The organism is Rubrivivax albus (assembly GCF_004016515.1).
GTDB classification, from domain to species: Bacteria; Pseudomonadota; Gammaproteobacteria; order Burkholderiales; family Burkholderiaceae_C; genus Rubrivivax; species Rubrivivax albus.
Map to the genome: position 1 here is coordinate 224,827 of NZ_SACT01000001.1, position 18,364 is coordinate 243,190.

General features: G+C 73.7%; 15 protein-coding genes. 3 read left to right on the plus strand and 12 right to left on the minus strand.

The annotated features are described in order from the left end of the window. Window positions 1–3: 3 nt before the first annotated feature. Window positions 4–777: a tetratricopeptide repeat protein gene (locus tag ENE75_RS00970; protein WP_128194720.1), complete on the minus strand. Its 774-nt coding sequence runs from the start codon at window positions 775–777 to the stop codon at window positions 4–6. Window positions 778–799: 22 nt separating this feature from the next. Next, window positions 800–1,459 (minus strand): TetR/AcrR family transcriptional regulator, encoded by a 660-nt coding sequence (locus ENE75_RS00975; protein WP_128194722.1) that lies wholly within the window; start codon window positions 1,457–1,459, stop codon window positions 800–802. Between the two features lie 55 nt (window positions 1,460–1,514). Between ENE75_RS00975 and ENE75_RS00980 the strand changes: the two genes are divergently transcribed. Together ENE75_RS00980 and ENE75_RS00985 are read left to right on the plus strand one after the other, a co-directional pair. Beyond that, window positions 1,515–2,438 carry an ABC transporter ATP-binding protein gene (locus ENE75_RS00980; RefSeq protein ID WP_128194724.1) on the plus strand — a complete coding sequence of 308 codons (924 nt, stop codon included), beginning with the start codon at window positions 1,515–1,517 and terminating at the stop codon, window positions 2,436–2,438. Beyond that, on the plus strand, window positions 2,435–3,202 hold the full coding sequence (locus tag ENE75_RS00985; protein ID WP_128194726.1) for an ABC transporter permease: 768 nt from the start codon (window positions 2,435–2,437) through the stop codon (window positions 3,200–3,202). Before ENE75_RS00980 ends, ENE75_RS00985 begins: the two co-directional genes overlap by 4 nt. A 44-nt stretch (window positions 3,203–3,246) precedes the next feature. Here ENE75_RS00985 and ENE75_RS00990 read toward each other — a convergent pair whose 3' ends face one another. The 10 genes from ENE75_RS00990 to ENE75_RS01035 are packed head-to-tail and all read right to left on the minus strand — an operon-like array spanning window position 3,247 to window position 16,828. Beyond that, window positions 3,247–4,641, minus strand: a complete 1,395-nt coding sequence (locus ENE75_RS00990; protein ID WP_128194728.1) for an alginate export family protein — start codon at window positions 4,639–4,641, stop codon at window positions 3,247–3,249. Further along, window positions 4,629–5,384, minus strand: coding sequence for a polysaccharide deacetylase family protein (locus ENE75_RS00995; protein ID WP_128194730.1), 756 nt, complete (start codon window positions 5,382–5,384; stop codon window positions 4,629–4,631). Before ENE75_RS00995 ends, ENE75_RS00990 begins: the two co-directional genes overlap by 13 nt. After that, window positions 5,384–6,622, minus strand: coding sequence for a glycosyltransferase family protein (locus ENE75_RS01000; protein WP_128194732.1), 1,239 nt, complete (start codon window positions 6,620–6,622; stop codon window positions 5,384–5,386). Before ENE75_RS01000 ends, ENE75_RS00995 begins: the two co-directional genes overlap by 1 nt. After that, window positions 6,615–8,375 (minus strand): ABC transporter ATP-binding protein, encoded by a 1,761-nt coding sequence (locus ENE75_RS01005; protein WP_128194734.1) that lies wholly within the window; start codon window positions 8,373–8,375, stop codon window positions 6,615–6,617. The genes ENE75_RS01000 and ENE75_RS01005 overlap by 8 nt, the downstream gene beginning before the upstream one ends. Next, the gene (locus tag ENE75_RS01010; protein ID WP_128194736.1) at window positions 8,366–9,538 is read right to left on the minus strand and encodes a phosphotransferase family protein; all 1,173 of its coding nucleotides are present in this window, start codon (window positions 9,536–9,538) and stop codon (window positions 8,366–8,368) included. Before ENE75_RS01010 ends, ENE75_RS01005 begins: the two co-directional genes overlap by 10 nt. After that, entirely contained in the window at window positions 9,535–10,914 is a 1,380-nt protein-coding gene (locus ENE75_RS01015) for an aminoglycoside phosphotransferase family protein (protein ID WP_158288824.1), read from the minus strand. The genes ENE75_RS01010 and ENE75_RS01015 overlap by 4 nt, the downstream gene beginning before the upstream one ends. Next, window positions 10,911–12,929, minus strand: coding sequence for an alginate lyase family protein (locus tag ENE75_RS01020; RefSeq protein WP_128194741.1), 2,019 nt, complete (start codon window positions 12,927–12,929; stop codon window positions 10,911–10,913). Before ENE75_RS01020 ends, ENE75_RS01015 begins: the two co-directional genes overlap by 4 nt. Further along, window positions 12,926–14,329, minus strand: a complete 1,404-nt coding sequence (locus ENE75_RS01025) for a glycosyltransferase family 4 protein (RefSeq protein ID WP_128194743.1) — start codon at window positions 14,327–14,329, stop codon at window positions 12,926–12,928. Before ENE75_RS01025 ends, ENE75_RS01020 begins: the two co-directional genes overlap by 4 nt. Next, window positions 14,298–15,548 (minus strand): glycosyltransferase, encoded by a 1,251-nt coding sequence (locus ENE75_RS01030; RefSeq protein WP_128194745.1) that lies wholly within the window; start codon window positions 15,546–15,548, stop codon window positions 14,298–14,300. Before ENE75_RS01030 ends, ENE75_RS01025 begins: the two co-directional genes overlap by 32 nt. Continuing rightward, a complete protein-coding gene (locus ENE75_RS01035; RefSeq protein ID WP_128194747.1) occupies window positions 15,542–16,828 on the minus strand; it encodes a glycosyltransferase family protein in 1,287 nt (428 codons plus the stop codon). The genes ENE75_RS01030 and ENE75_RS01035 overlap by 7 nt, the downstream gene beginning before the upstream one ends. Before the next feature lie 235 nt (window positions 16,829–17,063). Here ENE75_RS01035 and ENE75_RS01040 point away from each other — a divergent pair, with 235 nt between their 5' ends. Beyond that, window positions 17,064–18,356, plus strand: a complete 1,293-nt coding sequence (locus ENE75_RS01040; RefSeq protein WP_233258941.1) for a sensor histidine kinase — start codon at window positions 17,064–17,066, stop codon at window positions 18,354–18,356. Window positions 18,357–18,364 lie beyond the last annotated feature (8 nt).

The window sequence follows — 18,364 nt, forward strand, 5'->3', positions numbered from 1 at the left end:
CGCTCATTCCTCCAGCTCGGCCTTGGCCATCTCCACGTCCAGCCGCTCCATCGCGTCCATCGGCGCGCAGGCGGCGGCGTCGGCGTAGAGCTTCTCGGCGTCCTTCATCTTCTTCTCGCCCTCCAGCATGACCAGGCCGTTGGCGTATTCGATCATCGCGATGGCGCTGCCCGGGTTGAGCTTGATGGCCTGCTGGAACATCTTCAGGCCGGTGGCGGTGTCGGCGCCCTGGGTGCGGCCCAGCAGCTTGCCCACCTTGTCGATGACCTCGGCGTGGAAGGAGCCCAACGCGATGTGCGCGTCGGCATGCTTGGGCGCGAGCGAGATCGTCGTTTCCAGCGCGGTCTTGACCTTGCCGCCCAGACCCTGCGCCAGCGCCTTGGCCACGCTGATGCCCTGGCTGTAGCGGCCCAGGGCGTAGGCCTGCCAGTAGTGGGCGTTGGGGTTCTTGGGTTCGGTGGCCTGCTGCGCCTCGGCGCGTTCCGACGCCTCCAGGAACATCGCCAGGCGCGCCTTCTCGCTCTTCTCCAGGTAGTTGGCGTAGATGCACTGCGCCTTGTTGGCCACCGTGATGCCGGCACCGCCGGCGGCAAGCCCGGCGTCGAAGGCCTTCTGGAACTCGCCGGCATGGAACAGCGCCCACGCCGCCTGCACCGCCTCGTCCTTGGGCCAGGGCTCGGCGTCGCCGGCGTGCAGCCGGGCCCACTGCTTCTTCAGCGCGGCGGTGTCGTAGGTGTAGGACTTGTCTTTGTACGGAAAGGCGGTCCACTTGGCCATGGCAGGGTCTCCTCGGTGAATGTCAGTTGCCGATGTAGGGGTCGGCCAGTGCACGCAGGTGCGCGCGCGAGCCGGGGTCCAGGTACGGGTGCAGCAGGCTCAGCACGTGCCAGGCGCCGCGGCCCAGCGCCGCACCGGCGCTCTCGGGCTCGAGCGCATTGCGCGGGTCGCGCACGTACTCGTAGCTCAGCCAGTAGGTCAGCACCACCACCATGGCCTCGGCGGCCGGGCCGGCGGCCTCGGCGTCGATCTGCACCGCGGCGTGGCGCGACAGGCCGTCGATCACCTGGCGCACGGCACGCACCTTCTGCTGCAGGCGGCGCTGGAAGTGCGTCTCCAGCCGCCGGTTCTTGCTCAGCAGGTCGTTGAGGTCGCGGTACAGGAAGCGGTACTGCCAGATCAGCTCGAAGAGCATGTGGAAGAACAGCCAGGCGTCCTCGACGTTGGACACCGATTCCGCCGCCTGCAGCAGTTCGTCCAGCGCCGTCTCGTAGCGCGCGAACAGCGAGTTGACCAGCTCGTCCTTGGCCGGGTAGTGGTAGTACAGGTTGCCGGGGCTGATGTTCAGCTCGGCCGAGATCAGCGTGGTGCTGACGTTCGGCTCGCCGAAGCGGTTGAACAGCGTCAGCGTCACCTCCAGGATGCGTTCGGCGGTGCGGCGCGGCGGCTTCTTCGGCGGCATGCGGCCATTCTGGCACCGGCAGGCGCGAAGGGCCTTCCGTAGAATCGCGCCCCTCATGCCCGCCCCCGCTTCCGCACCAGCCGTCCGTTTCGACGCCGTCTCCAAGGTCTACACCACCCCCCGCGGGCCGCTGCAGGCGCTCGACGGCGTGAGCTTCGACATCGCCCCCGGCGAGTTCTTCGGCCTGCTGGGCCCCAACGGCGCCGGCAAGACCACGCTGATCTCCATCCTGGCCGGCCTGGCGCACGCCACGCAGGGCCAGGTCACGGTGATGGGCCACGACGTGCGCGCCGACTACGTGGCCGCCCGCCATGCGCTGGGCATCGTGCCGCAGGAGCTGGTGTTCGACCCGTTCTTCAGCGTGCGCGAGACGCTGCGCATCCAGAGCGGCTACTTCGGTGTGCGCGGCAACGACGCCTGGATCGACGAGCTGCTCGAAGGCCTGGGCCTGGCCGACAAGGCCGGCGCCAACATGCGCCAGCTCTCCGGCGGCATGAAGCGGCGCGTGCTGGTGGCCCAGGCCCTGGTGCACCGGCCGCCGGTGATCGTGCTCGACGAACCCACCGCGGGTGTGGACGTGGAACTGCGCCAGACGCTGTGGCAGTTCGTGGCGAAGCTGAACAAGCAGGGTCACACCGTGCTGCTGACCACGCACTACCTGGAAGAGGCCGAGGCGCTGTGCAGCCGCATCGCCATGCTCAAGAAGGGCCGGGTGGTCGCCCTGGACCGCACCGCCAACCTGCTCGCCGGCACGGCCAGCACCATGCTGCGCTTCAAGACCGATGACGCGCTGCCGGACGACATCGCGGCGCAGGCGCGCGTGACTGGCCGCATCGCGCAGGTGACGGCACACGATGCGGCTGAGGTGGAAACCATGCTGGGCCGGCTGCGCGCGGCGGGTGTGCGCGTGGAGGACCTGGAGATCGGCCGCGCCGACCTGGAGGACGTGTTCCTCGAGATCATGCAGGGGCAGCAATGACGAACCTGCTGGCGGGCGCGCGCACGCTGTTCCTCAAGGAGATCCTGCGCTTCTGGAAGGTGGCCTTCCAGACCGTGGCCGCGCCCGTGATCACGGCGCTGCTGTACCTGCTGATCTTCGGCCACGTGCTCGAAGGGCGGGTCGAGGTCTACCCCGGCGTGGCCTACACCAGCTTCCTGATCCCGGGGCTGGTGATGATGAGCGTGCTGCAGAACGCGTTCGCCAACAGCTCCAGTTCGCTGATCCAGAGCAAGGTCACCGGCAACCTGGTGTTCCTGCTGGTCTCGCCGCTGTCGCACTGGGCCTGGTTCGTGGCATACGTGGGCGCGTCGGTGGTGCGGGGCCTGGCGGTGGGCGCCGGCGTGCTGGCGGTCACGGTGTGGTTCGTGCCGCTGCGGCTGGCCGAGCCGTGGTGGATCCTGGCGTTCGGGGCGCTGGGCGCCGGCATCATGGGGAGCCTGGGGCTGATCGCCGGCCTGTGGGCCGAGAAGTTCGACCAGATGGCCGCGTTCCAGAACTTCCTGATCATGCCGATGACGATGCTCTCCGGCGTTTTCTATTCGGTGCACTCGCTGCCCGACTTCTGGCAGACGGCCAGCCACCTGAACCCCTTCTTCTACATCATCGACGGCTTCCGCCGCGGCTTCTTCGGCGTCAGCGACGTCTCGCCCTGGCTGAGCCTGGCGGGTGTGGCCGCGGCCTTTGCCGTCGCCGCCGCGATCGCGCTGCGGCTGCTGGCCAGCGGCTACAAGCTGCGGCACTGACGCGGCACTGACGCGGCACTGTCGCGGCCGGCCGCCCGCCCGCTTCAGAAGGCCAGGTCCAGGCCCAGTTCGACACCGCGCGCCGCGTCGCGCGGGGCGAACGCCGGCCCGGGCGCGAAGCGCGACAGCGTCAGCGTGAGCGACGCGTGCTCCCACTCGCGCCAGGCCAGCAGCAGGTCCCAGGCCTGGCCCAGGTCGCGGTGGTGGCCGTCGGGCGTGGCCGAGAGCCGGCTGTCGACCAGCGGCTGGTCGGCCTGCGCCAGCGCATAGCGGTGCCACACCAGGTCCACCGAGCTGCGCCGCGTCGGGCGCAGGCCGGCCGCGATGCTGAGCACCTGCAGGTTGGCGAGTTCGGGGTCCAGCAGTTCCCCGTAGCGGCTGAACCGCTTCACGCCCAGCCAGCGCTGCTTGTTCTCCTGCAGGCCGGTCTGGCGGAAGCCGTCGCTGCCGCGGGCCCAGGCGAGCACGAGCCCGGGGCTGCCGGGCCAGGGCGAGCGCCACTGCAGGCCGAGGTCGACGGCATGACCGCGCTGCCGCCGCGATGCGGTGGCGCCCGCCACGGCGCCGTCGAAGCCGGTGACCTGCGCCTGCCCCGACAGCCACGCGAAGTCGGCCCACATTGCCAGCCGGTGGCCACCGTCGCCGAAGCGGCCGTTGGCGCCCACGCGCAGGCCCAGCCAGTCGGCGTCCAGGTCGGTGCTGTCCTGACGGTCGTCGGACACGGATGTGCCCGCCGCCGGCTGGCCACTGGTGTCGGTCTGGTGGAGCCAGAACAGGTCCAGGTGCAGACCACCCAGGGTGCGGCCGGCCTGGGCGAAGACGCGGGTGACGCCCCGCTGTTCGGGCGCGATGCCGCCGTCGGCCGAGTCGCTGGCGGCCAGTTCGCGCGCCAGCCCGAGCGTGGCCGACCCGTCGCTGCCCTGCCAGTGCAGGCGCAGGCCGTCGAGGTCGTCGTCCCACCACCAGCCGCGCGTTTCGACCCAGGGCACGCGGCCGGCCTGCAGCGACAGGCCGTCCGCCGGCGCGCCCACGCGCAGCCACATTTCGCCGCGCTGCAGACCGTCGCGCACCTGCAGCGTGCCGGGCCGCCGCCGCCGTTCGCTCACGGCCTTGAGTTCCAGCGCGGCATCCAGCGTCGGTGACCAGCGCAGCGCCAGCGCCGCCGTGGCTTCCTGGTCGCGCAGACGGCGGTCGCGGTCGCGCGTGTCGTCGAGGTCCAGGTTGCGGCGCTGGCCCAGCGTGAGCTCGTAGCCGAAGTGCCAGCTGTAGTCGGCGCCGCGCCACTGGCCGCTGATCGGGGCGGCGCTGCGCGTGCGGTCGCCACGGGCGACCGGCGGGTCACCGGCCGCGAACGCACCTGCCGCGAACGCACCTGCCGCGAACGCACCTGCCGCGCCACCCACCGCCGCGGCCACCAGCCAGGTCTTCAGGCGGCGCATGGCTGCATGGCCTCCAGCCAGTGGCGCATGCGCGCCCAGCGTGCCTTCGGGTGGCCGGCCCAGCGGGCCAGCAGTGCCGACAGCAGACGACGCTGCCGGGCGTCCATCGCCGCGTGGTGCAGCATCAGGCCGACCGGGCCCTCGTGGGTGTCCACGGCCCGCGCCATGGCGTCCGCCAGGCAAGGCGCCGGGTCGGCGCCGGCGGCCACGGCGTCCCGCCACACCCGGCTCCAGTCCACGTGCACCGGCAGCTCGGGCAATGCGGCCTGTGCCGGCGCACGCGATTCCCGCGACAGCGCCAGCCAGCCCGCCTGGGCCAGCAGCGGCGGCAGCCGGTCGGTGCAGCGGTTCCACGGCGGGGTGAAGATCGGGTCGAGCCGGTCGCCGAGCAGGGCGTGCAGGCGCTGGCGTGCGGCGGCGAGTTCGCCGCGCAGCACCGCGTCCGGGCGCGCCGGGCCGAACTCGCAGCGGCGGCCCTCGGGTTCGTGGTTCGTGTGCGACCAACCGTGCACGTGCAGGCCCAGCAGCGCCGGCGCAGCGTCGTGGCGGGCGGCCAGCGCCTGCGCCAGCGGTGCCTCGGTGGCCGCCGGGATCATGGCCACGTCCACCGGCACGCCGTGGGCGGCGGTGACGTCGATCAGCGCGAACAGGGCCGGCGCATCCCAGCCGCCGTCGTCGCAGCGGATGAACAGGCCATGCGGGCCGGCGGCGCGGTCGAGGGCCTGGATCAGGGCGTCGGCCATCACGCGACCCTCCGTGTTGTGGTGCCGGCGTCGCGGCTGACCGCGCGGGCGGCCAGCCAGTCGGCGCTGCGACGTGCACCGTCGAGGTTCAGCGCCGCCGGCTGCGGCGTGAAGTGCCACAGGGCCTGCAGCGCGCGTGCCAGTGCCGTCGGCGTCGTATCGCCGGGGGGCAGGCATTGGAGCGCGCCCAGCGCCGCCAGCCGGGCCGCGCGTTGCCGCTGCTCGTTCTCGGTGGCCGTCTCGTAAGGCGCCACCAGGGCCGGCACGCCGGCAGCGAGCAGGTCCATCGCGGTGTTGTAGCCGCACTGGCTGAGGCTGGCGCGCGCCAGGCGCATCTCGGCCACCATGTCGGGCACCTGGCGCACGGCCTCCACGCCGTCGTGTCCCTGCAGCGCCTGCCAGGCGGCGTCGGGCAGGAACGGGCCGGCGACGATGCGCATCGGCGGCGCGTCGGGCCAGTGGGCGCGGGCCGCGATGGCGGCCTGGAACAGCGGCTCGCCGACCAGGCCGCCGCCGGCGGAGACCAGCAGGTGCCGGCCCGGCGCCGCGCTGGCCACCGGCGCACGCTGCGGCTGGACGAAACCGGTGTAGACCACGCGCGTGCGCAGCGGCTGGTGGGGGCGGAAGCTGTCCTCCAGGCGGGCGAAGGCCGGGTCGGCATGCACGAGCACGGCGTCGAACCAGCGGTCGGCCATCCAGCGCGCGCGGTCGTCGTGGTGGGCCTGGTCGGGGCGGGCGTCGACCAGCAGGTCCCGCAGGCTGCACACCACCAGCGCCCGCCCGCCGGGCTGTTCGCGCGCCTGCCGGATCATCGGCACGATCTCGCCGACGAACTTCTTGCGGCCGAAGGGGAACAGCTCCACCAGCAGCACGGCCGGCCGGGTGACGCGCACCGCCGTCTCGATCAGCGCGCGCCGCCGCGCGCGGGCGAGCACGACGTCGGTGCTGCTGCGGCTGACGACGGTGTGGCCGTCGTCCATGCCCAGCGGTGGCAGGTCGATGCGTTCCATGTCCTCGGGCACCGGCAGCCCCGGGGGCAGCGGACCGCCGTTGAGGAAGACGACGCGGAAGTGCGCCGCCAGGGCCTGCACCAGCGCGAACGAGCGTGTCAGGTGACCGATGCCCAGCGAGTGCTGGCAGTAGAAGAGCAGGGTGGGGCGGGTGTCGCGAGGACCGCCCGGCCGCCCGAAGGTGCTGGCGTTGCCCGCGGGTGAGGTGAACTGGGGTGTCTCAGGCATGGCGGGGTTCCACGAGGGTCAGCGGGGGTCGGGGCTGCAGTTCGCTCACACGGCCGTCGTGCAGGCGCAGCACGCGGTCCCAGCGGTCCAGGCCGCGCTCGTCGTGCGTGATGACCAGCATCGTGCGGCCGGCATGCACGCGGGCCACGGCGGCGTGCATGGCGCGGGCGGCGTCGTCGTCGACGGCGGCGGTGGGTTCGTCCATCACCAGCACCGCGGGCCGGCAGAGCAGCGCACGCGCCAGGCACAGGCGCTGGCGCTGGCCGCCGGAGAGCGGCGCGCCGCGCTCACCGAGCACCGTGTCGTAGCCCTGCGGCAGCTGGCGGATGAAGGCGTCGGCGCAGGCAGCCTCGGCCACGGCCACGATCTCCGCACGCGTGGCTTCGGGCCGGCCGTAGGCGATGTTGGCGTGCACCGATTCCGCCAGCAGCAGGTGCTCCTGCAGCACGACGCCGAAGTGCCGGCGCAGGCTGTCGCGCGTGAAGCCGTGGATGTCGGCGCCGTCGATCAGGATGCGGCCACTGTCTGGTTCGGCCAGCCGCAGCAGCAGCGCCAGCAGCGTGGACTTGCCGGCGCCGGACGCACCGAGCAGGGCCACGTGCTCGCCGGGTGCGATGCGCAGCGACAGCCCGCGCAGCACGGGCCGGCCGCCGGCGCTGTAGTGCACGTCCTCGAAGGCGATCTCGCCCGCCGGCACCGGCATGGCGCGGGCGTCGGGGGCGTCGGTGATCTCCGGTTCGGCGTCGAACAGCGCCTGCACGCGCTGCAGGCTGGCGCCGGCGCGGGCGAAGCGGGCCGACAGCTTGGCCCCGTCGCGCACCGGCTTGAACATGGCCGTGACGTAGGCCAGGAAGACCAGCAGTTCACCCGGTGCCAGCCGGCCGGCCAGCACCTCGGCGGCACCGAAGAGCACGGTGATCGCCGTGCCCGCGGCGGCCAGCACCGTCACCGTGCGCACCACCGCGGCATGCGCCGCCGCCGCGCGCAGGCCGCTCTCGGCGTTGGCCGCGGTCTCGTCGCGGAAGCGGCGCTGTTCCCACTGCCCGCGCCCGAAGGCCTGCACCAGCGCGATCGACGACAGCACCTCGGCGAGCCGGCTGCCCATGCGGCCTTCGAGCTTGCGCTGCTGGCGGGCGCGTTCCTTCACGCGCCGGTTGAGCAGGAAGATCGCCAGCAGCAGCGGGGGCAGCGTGGCCGCCACCACCAGGCCCAGCCGCAGGTTCAGCATCAGCATCAGCGTCAGCATCCCGGCCAGCGTGAGCGCATGGCGCAGCAGGGTGAGCGCGGCCTCGGCCACCACGTCGCGCAGCATCGCCGTGTCGCCGGCCACCTTGGTCAGCAGTTCGCCGGTGCGCGCCTGCCGGTGCCAGGCCAGCGACTGGCCCTGCAGGTGGGCGAACAGCTCGCCGCGCAGCCGCCAGGTGACCTGCTGGCCGATGCGTGCCGTGCACAGCAGCTGCACGTAGCCCAGCACCCCGGCGGCCAGCGCGATGGCGGCGATGGACAGCGCCAGCGCCGTCAGCGCCGGCCAGGCGCCGGCAGCGAACAGCGGCGCCAGCGGCGCGAAGTGCGCCGGCAGCGGCTGGCCCAGCAGCACCTGGTCGAGGATGAGCTTCAGCGGCCAGGGGGCCGCCAGCTCCACCACCACGGTGCCGGCCAGCGCTGCCAGTGCCAGCACCGCGGCGCGCCGGTTGGCCCGCAGCGTGTCCCCCACCACGCGGCGCACGCGCCGCACGCCTGGTGTCACAGCCATGAGCGGGCCTCCTGCAGGCGGCGTTCGGCCACGGCGGCCCAGTCGGGCACCTGGAACACGAAGGCGCGCGTGGCCTGCAGCAGGGCCTGTGCGCCCCGGTGCCAGCGCAGGCGCTGCGGGCACCACAGCGCCGGGGCCGCCTCGCGGTAGGCCGCCTGCAGGCGGCCGGCAATGCCCGGCGGCAGGCCATCGCGCGAGAGCACGGCGGCCAGGTCCTCCAGCGGGTCGCCACAGCACATCTCGTCGAGGTCGAACATCCACAGCCGGCCCTGCGCATCGACGCCGAACTGATCGAGGTGCGCGTCGCCATGCAGCAGCGTCGACGGGCCTGTTGCCACGGCGTGCGCCTGGGCCAGCAGCCCGTCGGCCACGCGATCGATCATCGGTGCCGCAACGGGCAGGACGCGGCGCAGCTTGCGCCGGCGCCGCTCGATCGCCCGCGGCCAGTGGTCGCCGCTGCGCCGCCCGCCCAGGTGGCGCGGCGCCTGGTGCACGGCGGCCAGGGCGGCGGCCAGGGCCGGGGCATGGTCGGCGGGGCGGTCAGCGAGGCGCAGCGGCCGCACCGGGGCATCGGCCTGGAACAGGGTGTGCGCATCAACCGCGATCAGCCGGGGCACGTGCATCACCGCAGCCGGCACCTGCGCGAAGTGACGGAAGCGGCAGGCCAGCCGCCTGGCCACGGGCGCGGCCAGGGTCTTGGCCCAGACGCCCTGGCGGCGCAGCGAGGCGCGGTGGCCCGGCTGGTGCCGGTGCAGGTCGACCGGCCCGAGCCCGGCTGGCCAGGCCGCGGGGTCGAGCAGGGCGGGCAGCTGCGGCAGGCCCGGGTCGTTTGGCCAGGCCCAGAGCAGCATGTCGAGTTCGGGCAGGTGCAGCAGCGACGGGCCGGCGGCCGGATCCGCCCAGGCTTGCGTGCGGGCCTGGGCCCAGGCGGCATGGCTGCCGCCGTCGCGCCAGGTCAGGCCATGCAGGCGCTGGCGGCCACGGCGTGCGCCGTCGTGCCAGTCGACCTCCAGGGCCAGCCGCCAGGGGTGGGGGTCGCGCTGCCGCGACGCGCTGCGCCGGACGCTGGTGATGCGCAGGCCGTAGGGGGTGCCGCAAGGCCAGTGGCGCGCGAGCGCGCTGCCGAGCCCGGCGAGTTCGCGGGGCAGGCCGAGGACCATCATGCGGCCTCCGATGAGGGCAGGTCGGCCGCGGCGTCGACATGGCCTTGCGTGGACAGCGCGGTGGCCAGGCCCAGCAGCGGCGACACCAGGGCAAAGCGGCCCGGCTTGAGGTTGATCGCGCAGCGCCAAGCCCGCTGGCACAGCAGCTGCCAGGCGGTGGCACGTGCCAGCGTGCGGGCGTCGGGCCGGGTGCCGCCGACCCGGGCGTAGGCATCGACGAAGGCGTGCACCGCCGCGAGCGCCTGGCCGGGTGCCTGGCCGGCCAGCAGGGCGCGGTAGAGCGCGTCCGCGGCCCAGGCGCCGAGGTCCAGCGCGGCAGGCCCGTTGCGCGCGCTGTCGAGGTCGATCAGGTGCAGGCGGCCGGCGTCGTCGCGCAGCAGGTTGCGTGGGTGCAGGTCGCCGTGCAGTGTCACGGGGCTGCGCAGCGTGGCCGGCAGGGCCGCCAGGTCCTGCGCCAGCGCCTGCAGGCGGGGTCGCTCCTGCGGCACCACCATGCCCAGGGTCTGCACGACCTCGGCCAGCCGCGCGGCCAACTGGTCGGCGTCCAGCGGCGCTGCGGGGGTGGCCACGCCGTGCAGGGCTGCGAGGCCTTCGCCGGCCGCGCCAGCGCCGGCTGCGGTGACGGGGTCTTCCAGGTCCAGCAACGGCGTGCCGGCGATGCCCGCCTGCCAGTGCAGCCCGCTCCCGGCCTGCCAGCCCAGCGGCTGGGGCACGTGCAGCCGGCCCGCCTGGCGCGCCGGCGCATCCCACAAGGCCTGCATCACGGCCTGGGTGCGCGGGCCACGGCACTCGGCGTCGGCCTTGGCGTAGAACAGCCGACGGCGGCCATCCTGCAGCAGCACGTCGGCGCGCAGCGTCATGCGGTGCTCGGGCACCACCTGCACCACGTCGATCCGGTGGTGCAGGCAGCGGGCCTGCTCGCCGGCGTCGGCCAGCAGGGCGGGCAGCCAGTCGCGGGCCAGGGTGCCGTCGGCGAGCAGCCGGGCGGCAGGCAGGCGCGGGTCGAAGGGCCACCAGTGCGCGACCATGTCCAGGCCCACGTGGTGGGTCACGGCCGGCCCGGCGGTGGTGGCCATCGGCGCACGTCCCGGCGGCCGCCGCAGTGCGCGGGCCGCACGGTCCGCCGCCGCCCCGCCGTGGCAGAAGCGCGCGGCCACACGTTGCGTCAGGTGGCGGCCGCCGGCCGCGTCACCCAACGTGAGCCGATAGCAGACCGACAGGTTGCGCAACGGGCGGTACTTCACGCGTTCCACGTCGCAGCGGGCCACCCGCCACGGGCCGCCCGCCAGGGCGGTGGACCAGGTGTCGGCCATGGCCGCACCGTCGAGCGCCTGCGGCAGCGCCGGCAGCAGCGGATCGTGGGGCAGGTGGTTCATGCCGGCACGCCGCTGGGCGCCGCGGTGGACAACCATCGCGCGCCGGCATCCATGCGATCGCACGCGCCGTCGCCGAGACGGCGGTGCAGCCAGCGGCCCTGGAAGCGCCCCCCGTCGATGGGCCAGGGGCCGGTCCCGCCGCCGCGGGCGTGGAACCAGAGGTCGGTGACCGGGCGGCCCGCGATCACGGTGTCGATGCGCAGCAGCGTGGCCTCGTGGCCGGTGTCGTCGTGCACCGTCTGCAGGCTCAGCCGCAGCGGCGGCGGCGTGCCGGCGCAGGGCAGCAGCACGGTGTCGAAGTCGATGTGCCCGCCGTGCGTACTGCACTGCCAGCGTGGGGCCGGCAGGATCTGCCCGTAGCGCGGCGACACCCAGCCAGGCGCCAGGCGCCAGGCCTGGCCGGGGCGCCGGGCCGAGGCGGCGCGCAGGCCTGGGCTGTCGAGCACCCCGTCGGCGGCCAGCGTAGCATGGCCCAGTGCCGGCGCGCCGAGCTGGAAGTTCAGCACGGCCTCGTGCGCGGTCGGCCCGCGCAGCCAGTCGCTGACGATCCAGTAGCCGCCGTCGACGAAGACGATGCAGCGCTCGTGCACCATGTCGTAGGCGTGGCTGGCGCAGCGGCCGTGCAGCAGCACGAGTCCATCGGCGTCGTGCCGTTCGCACAGGGTGGTGTCGGGCCCGGGCCCGGCGATGCGGTGGCGCACGGCGCCGCTCGCGTGGCGCGATGCCGCCTTCACCGGCCGCGGCAGGTAGGCCGTCTGCGGCAGGCCGTCGACGCACACCGTGTTGTGCGCCGCGGTGTGGCGAAAGTGCACGCGCCAGTTGGTCGGCCCGGCTTCGCTGTAGGTGCCGCGGCCCGGGTCGACGACCAGCGAGCGGCCGTGCGCTGCCAGCTCGAAGGACAGCGCGTCGAAGTGGCCGTGGTTGCCCTCGCCCACCGGGCCGGTGTCGAAGACCAGGTACTGGGCGTCGGCGTAGGCTTCGTCGGCGTCGCCCCAGTGGCTGCGCAGCACCGTGTAGCCGGCGTCGGGGAAGTGCGCGATCCGCTCGGTCGGCGGTCGGCCTTCGCGGCCGCCGGTGGCGGCCCACTGCAGCGCCGGGTCGTCCAGCAGCGTGGCGCCGCGGGCCAGCAGTTCCGGGTAGGCGCGCATGTCGCCGTCGGACAGGCTGGGCACGTTGCCGTCGGGCTTGTGGACGTGCAGCGCGAAGCGCAGCGCCGCTGCGAGCCGGGTGTCCATCTCCGCCGGCACGGCTTCGCCGTGGCGTTCGGCCAGGTCACGCAGCAGCAGCCAGTTGCGCAGCGCCAGGTGGTGGTAGTCGGTGGAGAGCTCGCAGTGCACGCCGTCGGGCAGCAGGTCGGCGCGCAGGTTCTCCAGCGTCTGCGCCAGCGCGAACTGCCGCCAGTGCGCGGCGCGCTGCATCTCGGGCAGGGCGACGCCGGCCATGAAGATGGCGTAGAGCTCCAGCGTGCGGTGGTTGCGCTTGGGCGTCAGGTGGGCACAGAGGTGCTCGACCTGGGCGTGCAGCGCGTGCAGCAGGCGGCGGAAGAACGCCGGGTCCACCGGCGCGTGCCGCGCGGCCCGCGCGTCGGCGAAGGCGCGCAGGCTGTAGAGCCAGTTCTGCACGCGGCGGCCGGTGACGTCGGCGGCGATGAAACCCGGCGGCACCTGCGCGATCCAGTCGTCGATCAGCGCGGCCCAGCGGCGGGCATAGGCGGGGTCGCCAGTGCTCAGCCAGGCCTGGCCCAGCCCGGGCGCGTAGTAGAACTTGTGCAGCAGGATGTGCCATTCGACATCCGCACTGGGGTTGTCCAGCCAGGGCGTGCCGTCGGGGCAGACGTGCGTCTCGCCGTTGAAGGTCCAGCGGTCCTGCATCAGCGCCTCGACATGCTCGGGCGGGCACTCGTCGGGGTCGACGCGCAGGTCCACGTGCACGTCGCGCGGCGAGCGCCAGTGCGCCAGCAGCGCCGCGTCGTCCAGCGCCGACCAGGGCCAGCGCAGCAGCGGGTCGAGCTTCATGGCAGCGCCTCGTCCAGCGTGCGCGTCAGCGGTTGGGCCGGCGCGGGCGCCGGGACCAGCTGGGCCAGGAACAGGTCGCGCAGCGCGCGCGTGGTCTGCCGGGCGTCGAAGCGCTCCTCGATGCGCTGGCGGGCGGCGCCGGCCACCCGGGCGTGCAGTGCCGGGTCCAGCAGCAGGCGCGCCACGGCCGTGGCCAGCGCGCGTGCATCGCCTTCGGGCACGAGCAGGCCGTGCACGCCGTCGTCGATCATCTCGGGGATGCCGGAGATGGCGGTGGACACCACCGGCACGCCCATCGCCATCGCCTCGGCCAGCACGTTGGGGAAGCCGTCGCGGTCGCCGTCGGCCATCACCTGGCAGGGCAGGGCGAAGACGCGTGCCTCGGCGTACAGCGCGCGCAGGCGGTCCTGGGTCATCGGCGGGTGCAGCTCGACCTGCGCCTGCAGGCCGTGTTCGGCGATCAGCGCTTCCAGCGGCGCGCGTGCCGGCCCGTCCTCGCCGACGATCAGGCAGCGGAAGGCCACGCCGGCGTCGCGCAGCTGGGCACAGGCACGCACGAGATGGTCGAAGCCCTTCTTGCCCACCAGGCGGCCGACGGCCAGCAGCAGCGGCGGCCGGTCGTCGTCGGGCGTGCGGGTCGGCGGCCGGAAGACCTCGGTGTCCAGGCCGTGGTAGACCATGTGCACCTCGTCGGGCCGCACGTGCCGCTGCCGCAGCACCTGGGCGTTGGCGCAGGTGCAGGTGGCCACGAAGCGCGCGCCGGCCATCTTGCGCTCCAGCAGGCGGCCGGGGTTGAGCTCGGGCTGGTAGATGTCCTTGGCGTGCGCGGTGAAGCTGTACGGCAGGCCGCTGAGCCGGCTGGCGAACCAGGTGATGGTGGCCACGCCGTGGCAGAAGTGGCCGTGCAGGTGGCCGACGTCACCGCGGCGCAGCACCTCGGCGGCGATGTGCCCGGCCTGCAGGAACTCCTTGACGAAGACCTTGCGCAGCCGGGTGCGCCCCTGGGCGTCGGCCTTGCGGTGGCGCCAGGCCAGCGCCAGTGCGCTGCCGGCGGTGCGCAGCCAGGCCACGGGCCGGCGGCGCAGCAGCGCGGCGTGGTCGCCCGCGAAGGAGCCGGCGTTGCGCCACAGCCAGGGCAGCAAGGCACTGCCGCCCAGCGACGTGACCGCCGGCAGGTGCTGAAGGGGCGCGCGGATGCGCGCGACCACCGGGTGCACCTGCGGCTCGGGCTCGCGCTTGACGGCGTACAGGCGCAGCGGCAGACCCAGGCGCTCGAGCTCGTGGATCTCGTGGGCGATGAAGGTCTCCGACAACCGCGGGAAGGCGTTCATCACGTAGGCCACGCGGGCTGTGGCCTTGGACGGCTGCTCAGTGGGCGGCGCAGGCATGGGGTTGGGCATGCAGGGTCTCCAGCAGGCCGATCAGGGTCTGCAGGTTGCGGGTGTTGTCGAAGTGCTCGAGCACGGTGGCGCGCCCGGCGCGCCCGAGCGCGGCGGCCTGGCCGGGGTGGGCCAGCAGCGCGGCGATGGCGTCGGCCAGCGCGGCTGGGTCGTCCGGCGGCACGAGCACGCCGTTGCGGCCCGGCTCGATCACCTCCGGGATGCCGGAGACGCGGGTGGCCACCACCGGCAGCCCGCAGGCCAGGGCCTCGAGCAGCACGTTCGGGATGCCGTCACGGTCGCCGTCGGCGGCCACCCGGGACGGCTGCACGAACACGCTCGCCTGCGCATAGCGCTGCAGCACCTGCGGGCGGTTGAGCTTGCCGAGCAGGCGCACGTGGCCGCCGAGCCGGTGCTGGTCGATCAGCGCTTCCAGCGCCGCCTGCTGTTCGCCGTAGCCCACGATGTCGCAGGTGAAGCCGATGCCCTGGCGCTGCAGCCGGGCGCAGGCCAGGATCAGCGTGTCGAGTCCCTTCTTCTCGCGCAGGCGACCCACGCTCAGCAGGCGCGGCACGAGGGCCGGGCTGGTGCGGTGCGCCGGATGGAACAACGTGGCGTCGATGCCGTGGTACATGCGGCGCACCACCGCCTGCGGGTGCGCCGCCTGCAGCGCGGCGCGGTTGGCCTCGGTGCAGGTCACGGTGAAGGACGCGTCGCCCAGCCGGCGCGTCAGCGCGGCCGGCGGTGCCAGGTAGATGTCCTTGGCGTGCGCCGAGAGCGAGTGCGCCAGGCCGGCCAGCACCGCGGCCACGCCGGCCACGTCCGCCGGTTCGTCGACGAAGTGGGCGTGCAGGTGCGCCGCGCGGTCGTCCTGCAGCTGGGCGGCCAGCCAGCCGCCGCGCAGGAAGGCCCGCGCGCCCGGGCCGCCGGCGCGCAGCGCCTCACGCAGCGCACGCAGGTAGCGCCAGGGGGCGCCGGCCAGCAGCCGGGCATGGCGCCAGGCGAACGCCCCGGGCGCATCGCGCAGGCGGGCCGGCACGCCTACGACCACCGCACGCACCTGGGCCACCTGCGGGTGCACGAGCTCGTCGCTGGCCGGCGCCAGCGTGTACAGGCACAGCGGCAGGCCCAACCGTTCCAGCCCCAGCACTTCCTCGAGCACGAAGGTCTCCGACAGCTTGGGAAAGCGCTTGACCAGCACGGCCAGGGGCCGCGGTGCCGTGGGGGCGGTGTTCAGCATGCGGCCCGCCGCTCCGAAAGGCTGACGGCCTGCCAGGCCGACGGCACGGCGGGGTCGTCCAGGCCGCCGAAGTCGCTGTCGCCGGCGGCCGGCGGCAGCAGGCCGAGCTGGGTGCGCAGGGCGCGCGTGACCTGCGCCAGACCGTCGAGCCGGCGAAGCACTGGTTGCGGCAGGGCCCGGGCATGGGCCTGCAGTTCGGCCTCCAGGGCCTCGCGCAGGCGCCGCGGCGTCAGGGCCTCGGGGTGGACCATGCGCAGCAGCCCCAGCGCCGCCAGGCGCTCGGCACGGATGCATTGCTCGGTGCCCGGCAGCACCCGCGGCACCAGCACCGCGCGGCGCCGCAGCGTGAGCAGCTCGCACACGGTGTTGTAGCCGCCCATCGCGAGCACCACGTCGGCCGCCGCGTGCAGCGACATCATGTCGTCGCTGAAGTCCTGCACGCTGACCGCCGGCAGCCGGGCGGCGCGGGCGTGCACCATCGCCCGCGCGTCGGCGTCGAGTTCCGGGCCGCAGACGATGTGCAGGTGCGGGCGCGTGGCGGCCGGCCAGTCGGCGGCCGAGGCCAGTGCCGCGGTGATCAGGCCGTGGCCGTCCTCGCCGCCACCGGGTGTGACCAGCACCAGCGGCGTGGCATCGGCAACGCCCAGCGCCTGGCGCGCGGCGCCCCGCGTGACGCGCCCGGGTTCACGGGCGATGTAGCCACAGAACGAGACCTTGGCCGCGGCCAGCGGCGGAAAGGCGTACTCACGGCGCAGGTCGTAGACCTCCGGGCAGCCGACCACCAGCACCTCGTCGTAGTGGGTGTCGATGGCCTCGAAGTAGCCGTTCTTGCGCCAGATCGGCACCGTGCGTTCCGGGCTGTCGAGGATGTCGCGCAGCAGCAGCACCAGGCGCGGCCGCGCGATGCCCGGCGCCAGTTCGGCCAGCGCGCCGGCCAGTTCGTCCTCGACGCCGAAGGGCTTCTTGTCGACCAGGATCAGGTCGGGCGCGAAGTCGGCCACCGCGCTGCGGATCAGGTTGGCGCGCAGCTTCACGGTGGCGGCCAGCGTCAGCGGCAGGCTGCGGGCGCCGTACTGGCCAGCCACATCGCGGGCCAGGCAGGGCAGCTTGACGTAGTCGATCCGCGGCGGGATGCGGAAGGCATGCAGCATCGGGCTGCCGGTGATCACCAGCACCGAGACGTCGTCGCTGCTCTCCACCAGGTGGCGGGCCACCTCCAGCATGCGCCGGATGTTGCCGAGGCCGAAGGTGTCGTGCGAATAGATCATCACGCGCTTCATGAAATCTCCCGAACCCAGACTTGCCAAAATGTGGGAAAACTGTCCCAATCACATGAACAAGAACCGGGCCAGCCGGGGACAGGAGCGCAAGTTGTTGATTTCATTGAGAAGCGGCGAACCGCCAGACACCGGTGCCCCAGGCTTGGGTGGGGCAAATGACCCGGAACAGGGGGTGGTGGGGGCGCAGGGGGGCGCGCGGCGCTTTCGCCTGACACGCTGGTTCGGGCTGGTGTCGATGGCCCTGGTGGCGGCCATCACGGCCAGCAGCGTGAGCCTGCTGGGCTGGTTCGTGACCCAGCGCATGCTGTGGCAGGAGGGCACGCTAACTCGGGACTTCGTGCAGAGCCTGATCCTGGTGGAGACGCCGCTGCAGCGCTTCCTGGCGGCTCCCGGGCCGCTGCCACCGGACGTGCTGGTGTCGTTCGAGCACATCGCGCGCATCCCGGACGTGCTGCGCGCCAACGTCTACGACCGCCAGCGGCGGGTGATCTGGTCCAGCGACCCGACGCTGATCGGGCGCCAGTTCGGGCCCAACCCGGAACTCGACCTGGCCCTGCGCGGCGACGTCGTGGTGGAGAAGGTGGACGCCGGCGACGAGCTCGACACCAAGGCCGAGCACGTGGCCCTGGTCACGCCCGAGGCACTGTTCGTCGAGATCTATGTGCCCGTGCGGGACGCTGCGGGGCAGGAGGTCCTGGGCGCCATCGAGTTCTACAAGCACCCGCGTGGCCTGACGCTGCTGCTGGCCGACCTGCGCCGCTGGATCACGCTCGGTGCGCTGGCCTTCGGCGCGCTATTGTTCCTGGCGCTGTTCGGCCTGGTGCGGCGGGCCGACCGCATCATGCAGAGTCAGGAGCGCCGGCTGCTGGACAACGAGGCGCTGGCGGTGGTGGGCGAGATGGCCAGCGTGGTGGCGCACGGCATCCGCAACCCATTGGCCACCATCCGCAGTTCGGCGGAACTGGTGCAGGAGCTGGCCCCCGCGGCGCGCACCGAGGCGGCCGACATCGTGGCCCAATGCGACCGACTGGGGGCGTGGCTGCGCGAATGGCTGGGCTACGCGGCCGACACGCCGCTGCGGCCGGCGGCCCTGGCGCTGGCGCCGCTGGTGCACAGCGCCTGCGACGAAGTGGCCATCGCAGCCCAGCGACGACGTGTGCAACTGCAGGCCGAACTGCCCGAGGACCTGCCGCCGGTGCTGGCCGACCCGCTGCTGGTGGGCCAGGTGCTGCGCAGCGTGCTGGCCAATGCGCTGGAGGCCCTGCCGCGCGGTGGCCGCGTGTGCTTCGACGCGCGCGCCGACGCCACGACGCTGACGCTGGGTGTGCAGGACGACGGCCCTGGCCTGTCGAAGGAGGCGCGACAGCGCGCCGGCCAGCCGCTGTTCACGACCAAGCCCCAGGGGCTGGGCGTGGGCCTGGCCCTGGCGCGCCGGGTGCTGCGTCGCCACGGTGGCCAGCTGCGCATCGACGATGCCGCCGGCGGCGGCACCCGGGTGGAGATCACCTTGCGCCGCGCGGCGGCCTGAAGGAGCTT